The sequence below is a fragment of the Cellulomonas sp. P4_B5_2 genome (assembly GCF_056402235.1).
Genome location: NZ_JBFUHU010000093.1, coordinates 1 through 11857, shown reverse-complemented (window position 1 = coordinate 11857; position 11857 = coordinate 1). Strand labels below are relative to the sequence as shown.

General features: G+C 73.2%; 12 protein-coding genes and 1 tRNA gene. 9 read left to right on the top strand and 4 right to left on the bottom strand.

The window, feature by feature from the left end; translation table 11 throughout:
• Positions 1-733 (bottom strand): aminotransferase-like domain-containing protein (locus AC1DUQ_RS08645; RefSeq protein ID WP_477073657.1); only part of this gene is annotated, 733 nt, incomplete at its 3' end.
• Between the two features lie 20 nt (positions 734-753).
• Positions 754-1158, bottom strand: a complete 405-nt coding sequence (locus AC1DUQ_RS08640) for a GntR family transcriptional regulator (RefSeq protein WP_477073656.1) — start codon at positions 1156-1158, stop codon at positions 754-756.
• Positions 1159-1232: 74 nt separating this feature from the next.
• On the opposite strand from AC1DUQ_RS08640, the gene AC1DUQ_RS08635 reads away from it, so the two are divergent.
• The 3 genes from AC1DUQ_RS08635 to AC1DUQ_RS08625 all read left to right on the top strand — a co-directional run bounded on the left by AC1DUQ_RS08635 (position 1233) and on the right by AC1DUQ_RS08625 (position 3685).
• Positions 1233-2219, top strand: coding sequence for an aldo/keto reductase (locus tag AC1DUQ_RS08635; protein WP_477060375.1), 987 nt, complete (start codon positions 1233-1235; stop codon positions 2217-2219).
• A gap of 391 nt (positions 2220-2610) precedes the next feature.
• Positions 2611-2739, top strand: a complete 129-nt coding sequence (locus AC1DUQ_RS08630) for a hypothetical protein (RefSeq protein ID WP_477060376.1) — start codon at positions 2611-2613, stop codon at positions 2737-2739.
• Between the two features lie 55 nt (positions 2740-2794).
• Positions 2795-3685, top strand: a complete 891-nt coding sequence (locus AC1DUQ_RS08625) for a hypothetical protein (RefSeq protein ID WP_477060377.1) — start codon at positions 2795-2797, stop codon at positions 3683-3685.
• 96 nt (positions 3686-3781) lie between these two features.
• On the opposite strand, the gene AC1DUQ_RS08620 is transcribed toward AC1DUQ_RS08625, so the two are convergent.
• Together AC1DUQ_RS08620 and AC1DUQ_RS08615 are read right to left on the bottom strand one after the other, a co-directional pair.
• Positions 3782-3854 (bottom strand) — tRNA-Arg (locus tag AC1DUQ_RS08620).
• Positions 3855-3905: 51 nt separating this feature from the next.
• The gene (locus AC1DUQ_RS08615) at positions 3906-4556 is read right to left on the bottom strand and encodes a FadR/GntR family transcriptional regulator (protein WP_477060378.1); all 651 of its coding nucleotides are present in this window, start codon (positions 4554-4556) and stop codon (positions 3906-3908) included.
• A gap of 136 nt (positions 4557-4692) precedes the next feature.
• On the opposite strand from AC1DUQ_RS08615, the gene argS reads away from it, so the two are divergent.
• The 6 genes from argS to AC1DUQ_RS08585 all read left to right on the top strand — a co-directional run.
• Entirely contained in the window at positions 4693-6372 is a 1680-nt protein-coding gene (gene argS / locus AC1DUQ_RS08610) for an arginine--tRNA ligase (protein ID WP_477060379.1), read from the top strand.
• On the top strand, positions 6369-7730 hold the full coding sequence (gene lysA / locus AC1DUQ_RS08605) for a diaminopimelate decarboxylase (RefSeq protein ID WP_477060380.1): 1362 nt from the start codon (positions 6369-6371) through the stop codon (positions 7728-7730). Before argS ends, lysA begins: the two co-directional genes overlap by 4 nt.
• A gap of 90 nt (positions 7731-7820) precedes the next feature.
• Positions 7821-9143: a homoserine dehydrogenase gene (locus AC1DUQ_RS08600; protein WP_477060381.1), complete on the top strand. Its 1323-nt coding sequence runs from the start codon at positions 7821-7823 to the stop codon at positions 9141-9143.
• A complete protein-coding gene (gene thrC / locus AC1DUQ_RS08595; protein ID WP_477060382.1) occupies positions 9143-10234 on the top strand; it encodes a threonine synthase in 1092 nt (363 codons plus the stop codon). The genes AC1DUQ_RS08600 and thrC overlap by 1 nt, the downstream gene beginning before the upstream one ends.
• A 9-nt stretch (positions 10235-10243) precedes the next feature.
• Entirely contained in the window at positions 10244-11173 is a 930-nt protein-coding gene (thrB, locus tag AC1DUQ_RS08590) for a homoserine kinase (RefSeq protein ID WP_477073655.1), read from the top strand.
• A 279-nt stretch (positions 11174-11452) separates the two neighbouring features.
• A partial coding sequence (locus AC1DUQ_RS08585) for a Rho termination factor N-terminal domain-containing protein (RefSeq protein WP_477073654.1) occupies positions 11453-11857 on the top strand: 405 nt, incomplete at its 3' end.

Here is an 11857-nt window from a genome sequence, read left to right as displayed (position 1 = left end):
CCACACGCACGTCGCGTCGCGCAGCCAGCCGGGCCACGCGGTCCTCGTCGACCCTGGGCGGCAGCCCCAGCACGACGTGCAGTCCCGCGGCGAGCCCCGTCACGGGCAGGCCCGGCAGCGATCGCTCGAGCGCGGCGAGCAGCGCCGCCCGTCGGCGCCGGTACCGAGCGCGGGCCGAGCGGAGGTGCCGGTCGTAGCCCCCGTCGGTGAGCAGCGCGGCGCAGGCGAGCTGGTGCAGCGACGGCGGAGCGCTCGCGTCGACGTCGAGCCCCGCGCGCGCGGCGGGGACGTCGTCAGGAGGGACCAGCCACCCCACCCCGAGCCCTGGAGCGAGCGTCTTGCTCCACGAACCCACCAGGGCGACGCGGTCCGGCGCGAGCGCGCGCAGGGCCGCCACCGGGCGGCGGTCGTAGCGGAACTCGGCGTCGTAGTCGTCCTCGACGATCACTCCGTCGACGGAGCGGGCCCATCGCACGAGCGCCTCACGCCGCGTCGGGGCGAGCGCGGCGCCGACGGGGAACTGGTGGGAGGGCGTCACCAGAGCGGCGCGAGCGCCGGTGCGCTCGGCCGCCTCGACGAGCGCGTCGGTGTCCACCCCGTCCTCGTCGACCGGCACCGGCACGGGGTGCAGGCCGGCAGCCGCGGCGACGTCGCGCAGTCGCGGCCAGCTCGGGTCCTCGACGAGCACCGAGCCGTGGCCCGCGGCGCGCAGGGATCTCGCCAGGCGCGTCATGCCCTCCGTCGCGCCGTGCGTCACGAGGTGCGCACCGCCGAGACCCAGGCCGCACGCGGAAGGTGGCGCAGGTCCGGCACGCCCGGCCCGAGGTCGTACGCGGCCCGCGGGTGGACCGCGTGGTCGGGAGCTCGGGTCGGCGTGAGGGTGGGCCACGAGGTGGACGCGACGCGGGTGCCTGCGCCCGTGCGGGCGTCCAGCATGCCCTCGGCCACGAGGCCGCCGTACGCCTGCGTGACCACCCAGCGCGAGACGCCCAGGTCACGGGCCAGGGCCCTGCTCGGCGGCACCGGGTCGCCCGGGCGGAGGCGTCCCTCGCGCACCGCAGCACGCAGTGCCCGCTCGAGCGCGACATGAACCGGCTGGCCGCCCTCGAGGCTGACGAGCGCGTCGCCGACCCACCGATTGGTCTGGTCGTCTGCCACAGGAATGGACCGTACTCCCGGTCCGCTGCGCGCCTAGCGTCGAACCTGTCACCAGAACGCACGAGGAGAACACCATGCAGCAGCGCACCATCGGCTCCGGCCCCACCTCCACCGACGTCAGCGTTCTGTGCCTCGGCACCATGCGCTTCGGTACGCACACCCCGCGCGAGACGGCCTTCGAGGTCCTCGACCGCTTCGTGGATGCCGGCGGCACGTTCCTCGACACCGCGAACAACTACAACGCCTGGGACGCGGGCGGCCACGGGCACGAGAGCGAGGACGTGATCGGCGCCTGGCTGGCGTCGCGCGGGCTGCGGGACCGCGTCCGCATCGCGACGAAGTGCGGCGCCGCCAAGAAGGACCCGGCGCTGCCCCTGTCGGGCACACCCCCGACGAACTACCAGGGCCTGGCCGCCGAGACCATCCACCGCGAGGCCGCCACGAGCCTTCGCCACCTGGGAGTCGACCGGATCGACGTCTTCTACGGGCACGTGGACGACCGCGACACCGCCCTGGAGGAGACCGTCGGAGCCTTCGGCAAGCTCGTGGCCGACGGGGTGATCGGCGTGCCGGGCATCTCCAACGTCACGACGTGGCGCGTCGTCGAGGCACGCGAGACCGCCGCCCGCCTGGGCGTCGAACCGTACGGCCTCGTCCAGCAGCAGGGCGGCTACGTGTACCCGAGCCCGACGCCGTTCCGGTCCAACTGGGTGTCCGGCGACCTGCTCGACTACGCCGCGTCCGCGGGTGCCGACGGTCGCCCGCCGCTCGCCGTGACCGTGTACTCGCCGCTGCAGCAAGGGGCGTACACGCGCAACGACAAGTCCCTGTTCGGYGGCGCCGACCACCCGAGCAGCCGGCGTCGGGTCGAGGTGCTGCGCGAGATCGCGCGCGACGCCGGCGCCACGGCGAACCAGGTCGCGCTCGCGTGGCTGCTCGGTGGGCCGACGCCCGTCATCCCGATCGTCGGCGCCCACTCGGTCGCGCAGCTCGACGAGTCGTTGGGCGCGCTCGACCTCGTGCTCGACGACGAGCTGCGCACCCGGCTCGACGAGGCCTGACGAGCGTCGCGTCCCCGCCGTCAGCCTGCGACTGACCCCGGACAAGGCGATCGCCCGGGCTGGCAGATCAGCGGGAGAGGCCGCGTGTGGATCGTCGGTGCCGGACAGGCCGAGCGAATTGACGGCGAGTTGAGTGGCGATCGCGAGGTAGCGTCCGCCCATGTCGGAGCCACTTGGTCGACCAGACGGAGAATCGTCGCCGTGCGACTACTGCGGCGCGCCAGTGCCGAAGGCATGGTTCGGACTCGAAGTGCAGCAGCCGCGGCCGCGAGTGCCGGGACGCCATGTCGACGACTGGCAGTGGCTCGACGTCATCTTCTGCAGTCAGGAACACGCGGCACTGTGGCTCGCGGTACCCCTCCCGACTCCAGAGCCGCGGGCGACGTCCCACGTGGTCGTCGGGCCCACCTGGGGAGAGCGCATCGGGTGGGCTCTCATGGCCGGCGCGGTGCTCGGTGTCCTGGGTCTCGCCGTCCTGGGCGGGTTCACGGCCGTCCGGTACATCCAGTCCATGGGCTGAGGCATCCGTGCCGTTGGCAGGTGGAGTCGATCGCTTCTCGAGGACACTGGTACGTGTGACGACGACGGCCGACGACCACCTGAGCAGGTTGCGAGGAGCGGACTACTTCTCCGGCGCAGTCGAGGAGCTCGTTGCCTCGGAAGGCGTCGAGGCAGTGCTGGCGCTGGCCGAGTCGTGGGGGTCCTCCGACGACGTTGAGGTCCGAGGTATCGCCCTCGGTGCCCTGGGCGACATGGCGAGCCCTGAGGCTCCCCGCGCAGCGGCGCTGATCCTCGAGCAGGTTCGTCGGGTCTCGGAACCGGACGACGCTTGGCTGCGCTGGCGGGCCGCGGGTGCTGTGTGGGCCGTTGCGCACGCCCTGCCGGCAATGCGTCCGGACGTCGCCGACACGTTGCGGCACGCGGCCCTGGCCGAGCTCTTGCGCTTCGCCGAGGATGAGGACGACGAGGTCCGTCACGAGGTGGCCGTCGGACTTCCCGGGTTGCTCGGCGCGGACGCTGAACCCATGGACCCGGGGGTCGAAGCCCTCGTGCGCCTATTTCACGACCCCGAGGCCCGCAGCTGGGCGGTCTTCGCGTTCACCGACCAGCTGACGGTCGATTCGCCCAGAATCCGCGACGAGCTGCTCGCCGTCGCGACGCAAGACCTTGGTGGCGAAGCCGCGGCGGAAGCCGCCGACGCACTGGCCCAGCGTGGGGACACCCGTGTGATCCCAGTGCTGCTGCGGCAGCTCGCCCACGACGACGTCTCCGACCTGTGGATCGGCGTGGCGGCCACGATGCCCGACCCTGTCCTGCTTCCGGCCCTCGAACACCTCAAGGCCATCGGATGGGCCGCCCGCACGATTGACCCCGCGGACATGACCTACGGCTACCCCGAGGGCGCCCACTGGCTCGACGTGGCCATCGCTGCAGCACAAGAACGTCGCGATGCCTTGCGAGCTTGAGCGCTCCTGAACCGTGGAGTGCCCTCCGTCGCCAAGATCGCTGCAGGACTGCAGGTGACCGTCCGATTCGTGCTCGATCTGACCTGCACTGATGTGTGCCCGCGAAAGGACTCGAACCTTCGACCTTCTGCTCCGGAGGCAGACGCTCTATCCACTGAGCTACGCGGGCCGGGCACCGGACCCGGGGGTCCATGCGGTGCACGACACTACCAGCCGCGGCTCACTCGCCCAGCAGCGCGGACAGGTAGCGGGTGGTCTCGTCGGCGGCCTTGCCGTCATCGCCCGCGACGACGGCCTCCACCAGGGCGTCGTGGGCGTCGTGCCCGTGGGTGTCCGTGACGAAGTTGAACCGGATGTTCTCGCCGATGGCGTCGAGGAGGTTCTCGTACAGGGTCACCAGGACGGGGTTGGCGGCGGCGCGGACGATCGCGCGGTGCAGGTCGAGGTCCGTCGCGACCATCGCCTCGAGGTTGCCCGCGTGGTAGGCGGCCGCACGGTCGTCCCGACGCTGGAGCAGGCCGGTCGCGTCCGTCGGGGTGCGGCGCCGGGCGGCGAGGCGGGCGGCCTCCACCTCGAGCGCTCGTCGGACCTCGACGACGTCGCGCTGCCGGGCGTCGCCGATCTGCCGGCCCATGCTGGCGGCGAGCTCGTAGCGGGAGACGACGAAGGTGCCGGAGCCCTGGCGCCGCTCGAGGAGCCCGGCGTGCACGAGCGACTGCACGGCCTCGCGCACGGTGTTGCGGCCGACACCGAGGAGGTCAACGAGGGCGGGCTCGGGCGGGATCCGTGCCCCGACCGGCCACTGCTCCGACTCGATCCGTCTGCGGAGCTCCTCCACCGCGGTGTCGATGAGTCCGGTCCGTCGCACCATCCGGTCAGGCTCCGTTCCCAGGCATGCGGTGCAGTCAACACCGGGGGATCGGCCGGCGCCATACCTCCAGCGGATGATCTGCGGGATCCCCGTTCCCGCTGCATAAGGGCTCTGTCCGGCTCGGTACCCTTCTCCGGTGACCCCCGCTCAGCTCTCCGAGGCCCTCCGGGCCGCCCTCGTGCACGCCGTCGACGACGGCACGTTCGCCCTCGACCCCGCCGCGATCCCCGCGACGGTGCACCTCGAGCGACCGCGGCAGCGCGAGCACGGCGACTGGGCCACCAACGTGGCGATGCAGCTGGCCAAGAAGGCCGGCACCAACCCGCGCGCGTTCGCTGAGGAGCTGGCGCGCCGACTCACGAACACCGAGGGAGTCTCCGCCGTCGAGGTGGCCGGCCCCGGCTTCCTCAACATCCGGCTCGACGCGGCCGCGGCCGGCGAGCTGGCCCGGTCCGTCGTGGCGCAGGGCACGCAGTACGGGCAGAACGAGACGCTGGCCGGTGTCGCGCTCAACCTCGAGTTCGTGTCCGCCAACCCGACGGGCCCGCTGCACATCGGCGGCGTCCGCTGGGCGGCCGTCGGCGACAGCCTCGCGCGGGTGCTGCAGGCGTCCGGCGCGGCGGTGACGCGGGAGTACTACTTCAACGACCACGGTGCGCAGATCGACCGCTTCTCCCGCTCGCTGCTGGCCCGCGCCCTCGGCCAGGATGCGCCCGAGGACGGCTACGGCGGCGCCTACATCACGGAGATCGCCGAGCAGGTGGTGGCCGACGCCCTCGCCGCGGGGGAGCCCGACCCGCGCACGCTGCCCACGGACGACGCCAACGAGGCGTTCCGGGCGCGCGGCGTGGAGCTCATGTTCGCCGAGATCCGCCAGTCGCTGGAGAGCTTCGGCGTCGAGTTCGACGTGTACTTCCACGAGGACTCGCTGCACGAGTCGGGTGCCGTCGACCACGCGATCGCCCGGCTGCGCGAGCTCGGCCACATCTTCGAGGCGGACGGCGCCACCTGGCTGCGCACCACGACGTTCGGCGACGACCGCGACCGCGTGATCATCCGGTCCAACGGCGAGGCGGCGTACATCGCGGGCGACATCGCGTACTACCTGGACAAGCGGGAGCGCGGCTTCGACCGGGTCGTCATCATGCTCGGCGCGGACCACCACGGGTACATCGGCCGCATGATGGCGATCTGCGCGGCGTTCGGGGACACCCCGGGCGTCAACCTGGAGATCCTCATCGGCCAGCTGGTCAACCTGGTGAAGAACGGCGCCCCGGTCCGGATGAGCAAGCGCGCCGGCACCGTGGTCACCATCGACGACCTGGTCGACGCGGTCGGCGTGGACGCTGCCCGGTACGCGCTGGCGCGCTCGTCTGCGGACTCGATGATCGACCTCGACCTCGACCTGCTCACCCGTGCGACCAACGAGAACCCCGTGTTCTACGTCCAGTACGCGCACGCGCGCACGGTCAACGTCGGTCGCAACGCCGCCGAGGCCGGGGTGCGCCGCGAGGACGGGTTCGACGCGGCGCTGCTCGACCACCAGAGCGAGTCGGTGCTGCTGGGCAGCATCGCCGAGTTCCCGCGGGTCGTCGCGCAGGCCGCCGAGCTGCGCGAGCCGCACCGCGTCGCGCGGTACCTCGAGGAGCTCGCAGGCAGCTATCACAAGTGGTACGACCAGCGCCGCGTCGCGCCGTTCGGCGACGAGGAGGTCGGCGACGTGCACCGCACCCGCCTGTGGCTCAACGACGCCACCCGCCAGGTGCTGGCCAACGGTCTGGGGCTGCTCGGCGTCACCGCCCCGGAGCGGATGTGACCACCTTCATCCCCGGCGAGCCCTGGTCCACCGGGGTCGCGCGGGCGGCCGACGGGTCGGTCACGGTCGGGGGCGTCGGTGTCCGCACGCTCGCCGCGCAGCACGGCACCCCGGCCTACGTCCTCGACGAGGCGGACCTGCGCGCGCGTGCGCGCGGCTACCGGCGCGCGTTCGAGACCGCGTTCGCGGAGATCGGCGCCGGCATCGACGTCTACTACGCGGGCAAGGCGTTCCTGTCCGTGGCGGTCGCGCGCTGGGTGCACGAGGAGGGCCTGCGCGTGGACACCGCGACCGGCGGCGAGCTCGCGGTCGCGCTGCGTGCGAGGGTCCCGGGTGCGCACATCGGGCTGCACGGCAACAACAAGTCGGACGCGGAGATCGCGCGGGCGCTGGACGCGGGGGTCGGCCGGATCATCGTCGACTCGCTGGTGGAGATCGACCGGGTGGCCGACGCGGTCGCCGCCCGCGGGGGAGCGCCGGCGCCGGTGATGGTGCGGGTGACCACCGGGGTGCACGCCGGCGGCCACGAGTACATCTCGACCGCGCACGAGGACCAGAAGTTCGGCCTCTCGATCGCGTCGTCCGACGGCGACAGCCCGGCGATGCAGGGCCTGCTGAAGGTCCTCGCCCGGCCCGAGCTGCGCCTGCTGGGCATCCACTCGCACATCGGCTCGCAGATCCTGGACCCCTCGGGGTTCGAGGTGGCGGCGCGGGCGGTGCTCACCCTGCGCGCCCGGCTGGCCGAGCGCACCGGGATCCAGGTCGACGAGGTCGACCTCGGCGGCGGGTACGGCATCGCGTACCTGCCCGGGGACGTCGCGCTCGACCCCGACCGGATCGCCAAGGCCGTCGCCAGCTCCGTCGAGGCGTCCAACGCGGAGCTGGGCACCGCGCTGCCGCGGTTCTCCATCGAGCCGGGTCGCGCGATCGTCGGCCCCGCGGGACTGACCCTCTATACGGTCGGCACGGTCAAGCCGGTCCGGCTCGACGACGGCCGCACCCGCACCTACGTGTCGGTCGACGGCGGGATGAGCGACAACCTCCGTCCCGCCCTGTACGGCGCGCGGTACCACGCGGAGGTCGTCGGCCGGCGGGCGAGCACCCAGACCGTGCTCGCGCGGGTGGTCGGCAAGCACTGCGAGAGCGGCGACATCGTCGTGCACGAGGTCCAGCTTCCTGCCGACGTGCGCGCCGGGGACCTGCTCGCCGTCGCGGCCACGGGCGCGTACGGCCGGTCGATGGCGTCCAACTACAACCACGTCCCGCGCCCGCCCGTCGTCGCGGTGTCGAAGGGGACCAGCCGGGTGATCGTGCGCCGCGAGACCGAGGACGACCTCCTGGCGCTCGACCTCGGCTGAGCCGCCCACCCGTCGGACCAGGCGTCCCGCCCGTCGGGACGCACCCCTATCCTGGGGGCGCTCTCGACCCATCCGACTGGAGGCCGTCCCGTGCCCTCGCCCGTGCCCGCCCATCCGCCCCTGCGCGTCGCCGTCCTCGGGTGCGGTGTCGTCGGCACGGAGGTGGTGCGGCTGCTCACGACGCAGGCGTCGGACCTGGCATCCCGTGCGGGCGCGCCCCTCGAGCTGGTCGGGGTCGCGGTGCGCGACGTCGACGTCGAGCGCGACCCGGTGGTCGACCGCGCCCTGCTGACCGCCGACGCGGAGTCGTTGGTCGAGCGCGCCGACGTGGTGGTCGAGGTCATGGGCGGCATCGAACCCGCGCGGAGCCTGCTGCTGCGGGCCATCGCCGGCGGCGCGTCCGTGGTGACCGCCAACAAGGCCCTGCTCGCGCAGGACGGCCCCACGCTCTACGCGGCTGCCGACGAGGCCGGAGTGGACCTGTACTTCGAGGCGGCGGTCGCCGGGGCGATCCCGATCGTCCGCCCGGTGCGCGAGTCGCTCGCGGGGGACCGCGTGACGCGCGTGCTCGGCATCGTGAACGGCACCACCAACTACGTGCTCGACAAGATGGCCTCCGAGGGCCTCGACCTGGACCAGGCGGTCAAGGAGGCCCAGGCGCTCGGCTACGCGGAGGCGGACCCGACCGCCGACGTCGAGGGGTACGACGCCGCCGCGAAGGCCGCGATCCTCGCCTCGCTCGCGTTCCACACCCGCGTCTCGATCGACGACGTGTCCCGCGAGGGCATCACGTCGCTGACGGCCGACGACGTCCTGTGGGCCGAGCGCACCGGCTACGTGCTCAAGCTGCTGGCCATCGCGGAGCGCGGCACCGCCGACGGGGTGGACGGCGTGCAGGTGCGGGTGCACCCCGCCCTCGTCCCGGTCAGCCACCCGCTCGCCGGGGTGCGCGGTGCCTACAACGCGGTCTTCGTCGAGGCGGAGGCCGCGGGTGAGCTCATGTTCTACGGCCGCGGCGCCGGCGGGGAGCCCACCGCGTCAGCCGTGCTCGGGGACGTGGTCTCGGTCGCCCGGCACCGCGTGCTCGGCGGCAAGGGTCCGATCGAGTCGCGCTACGCCGAGCTTCCGGTCCTGCCTGCCGCTGCGGCGCGCACCCGCTACCAGGTGCGCCTCGAGGTGGCCGACCGCCCGGGCGTGCTCGCGCAGGTGGCCACCGTCCTCGCCTCGCACGACGTCTCGATCGAGGCCGTGCGCCAGTCGCCGGCCTCCGAGACGCCCGAGGCCGACTTCGCGCGCCTGGTGATCACCACGCACGCGGCCCCCGAGCACGCGCTGCGCAGCACTGTCGACGCCATCGCCGGCCTCGACGTCGTGCGTCGTGTCGTGTCCGTCCTGCGAGTCGAGGGAGCCTGATGGCCCACCAGTGGCGCGGCGTCATCGCCGAGTACGCCGACCGCCTGCCCGCGCACGTCCAGGAGCGCATCATCACGCTGGGGGAGGGCGGCACGCCGCTCGTCCCGTCGCCGACGCTCTCGCAGCGCACGGGCGCCGAGGTGTTCATCAAGGTCGAGGGCATGAACCCGACCGGGTCGTTCAAGGACCGCGGCATGACGACGGCGATGTCCGCCGCGGCCGGTCGTGGCGCGAAGGCCGTGGTGTGCGCGTCCACCGGCAACACGTCCGCGTCCGCGGCGGCCTACGCCACCCGCGCGGGCATGGTCTGCGCGGTGCTGGTGCCGGACGGCAAGATCGCGATGGGCAAGCTCAGCCAGGCGATCGCCCACGGAGCCACGCTGCTGCAGGTCGACGGCAACTTCGACGACTGCCTGATCGCCGCCCGCAAGCTCGCCGAGGCGTACCCGGTCGAGCTGGTGAACTCGGTGAACCCCGACCGCATCGAGGGCCAGAAGACCGGTGCGTTCGAGATCGTCGACGCCCTCGGCGACGCCCCCGACATCCACGTGCTCCCTGTGGGCAACGCCGGCAACATCACCGCGTACTGGAAGGGCTACCGCGAGTACGCGGGGCTCGACGCCGGTGCCGCGCACCCCGCGGTCGCCACGCGCACCCCGATCATGTGGGGCTTCCAGGCCGCCGGCGCCGCGCCCATCGTCAAGGGCCACCCGATCGACCAGCCCGAGACCATCGCCACGGCCATCCGGATCGGCAACCCCGCGTCCTGGCTGCAGGCCGAGGAGGCGCGGGACGTGTCCGGCGGGCTCATCGAGGCGGTCACCGACGAGCAGATCCTCGCCGCGCACCGCGTGCTCTCCGCGGAGGTCGGCATCTTCGTGGAGCCCGCCTCGGCGTCCGGCGTCGCGGGCCTGCTGATGCTCAGCGAGCAGGGTCGCGTGCCCGCCGGGGCCCGCATCGTCATCACGGTCACCGGGCACGGCCTCAAGGACCCGCAGTGGGCGCTGCGCACGCCGGACGGCAGCGACGTCGTCCCCGTGCGCATCTCGTCCGACGTGGTGTCCATCGCCACCGCCCTCGGCCTGGACTGAGGCCCCGCGATGCGCCTGGGTGCGGACCACGTCCGCGTCCGCGTCCCCGCGACCAGCGCCAACCTCGGTCCCGGTTTCGACGCGTTCGGCATCGCCCTCGGGCTGTACGACGAGCTCGAGGTGCGGGCGCTCGGTGCACCGGGCGTCAAGGTCGAGGTCACGGGGGAGGGCGCCGGTCAGGTGCCCGACGACGAGCAGCACCTGGTGGTCAGCTCGCTGYGGGCCGCGCTCGACCTCGTCGGGGCCTCGCAGGCGGGCCTGCACCTGGTCTGCCACAACCGCATCCCGCACGGTCGGGGGCTCGGCTCGTCCGCCGGGGCGGTCGTCGCGGGGATCGTCGCCGCGCGCGGGCTGATCGCGGAGCCGTACGCCCTGTCCGACGACGTGGTGATCGACCTCGCCGCGCAGATCGAGGGGCACCCCGACAACGCGGCTCCGGCGGTGCTCGGCGGCGCGACGCTCGCGTGGCGTGACGACCGGTTCCGGGCGATCGATCTCGCCGTCCACGACGACCTCGCGCTGCTGGCGGTCGTCCCGCCGAACCACCTGTCCACCAAGGCCGCTCGGGGCGTGCTGCCCGCGACCGTCCCGCACACCGACGCCGCGTTCCAGGCAGGGCGGGCAGCTCTGCTGGTCGAGGCGCTCGGGCGGCGTCCGGACCTGCTGCTCACCGCGACGCAGGACCGGCTGCACCAGGAGTACCGGCGTGCCGTGATGCCCGGTTCGCTCGCGCTCGTCGACGTGCTCCGGGCGAATGGCGTGGCCGCGGTGGTGTCCGGAGCCGGGCCGACCGTCCTGGTGCTCGCGAGGCGCACGGGGACCGGCACGACCGACGCGGACGACGCCGTGCGCGCCGCGTTCGGCGGCGCCATGGGGGGCTGGCAGATCCTGCCGCTCCCGGTGGATCGCACCGGCGCGACCGTCCAGCGCGTGGTCTGACGGGTGAAGTACACGCCGGTTGTTCACTCGGTCTGGCGGCGGTTCCGACAGTGATAGCATCGAAACGTTCCCCGGATCTCGTCCTCTGGTAACCCGCGTCGTACGTGACCGGCCGCCGCAGAATGAGTAGACGACCCGAGAACGATCCAGCCCACCGTGCGCAGACGTCGTCGTACGCAGCGCGTGTGTGGCTCCAGCACCGTCCAGGTCACCTCGACCGGACGTCGGCCGATCCCCGAACCATCGGGTCCCGGCCACTGACGAGGGGAAGGGTCCTTCGTGACAGACATCATCGAGCCCGCCGTGAGCAACTCCGGTGGGTCCGCCCGCAGCGCCGGCATCTCGGCGCTCCGGCTGCCCGAGCTGCAGGCCATGGCCTCGCAGCTGGGCGTCAAGGGCACGTCCAAGATGCGCAAGGGCGACCTCGTCCAGGCCATCGCGGACGCTCGTGGCGGCTCGCGCCCGCAGGCGCTCGAGCCGCGCCGTGACCAGAGTGTCGCCGTGGCCGAGGAGCCGACGCGCAGCGCGCGCGCACCCCGGACCGAGGCCCCCCAGCTCGACCTCGGTGGCGACTCCGCCCCGGCGCAGCAGGACCGCGGGAGCAGGGCACCGCGCGGCGACGCGCTCGCCGGCCTCGAGGCCGCGCTGGACGCCAAGCTCGCTCCCGTCGAGCAGCGGGACGAC

Excerpts from the sequence above, each read along its gene's own strand:
- AC1DUQ_RS08615 (WP_477060378.1), bottom strand. The coding sequence starts at position 4,556 with ATGGTGCGACGGACCGGACTCATCGACACCGCGGTGGAGGAGCTCCGC.
- thrC (WP_477060382.1), top strand. The coding sequence starts at position 9,143 with ATGGCCCACCAGTGGCGCGGCGTCATCGCCGAGTACGCCGACCGCCTG.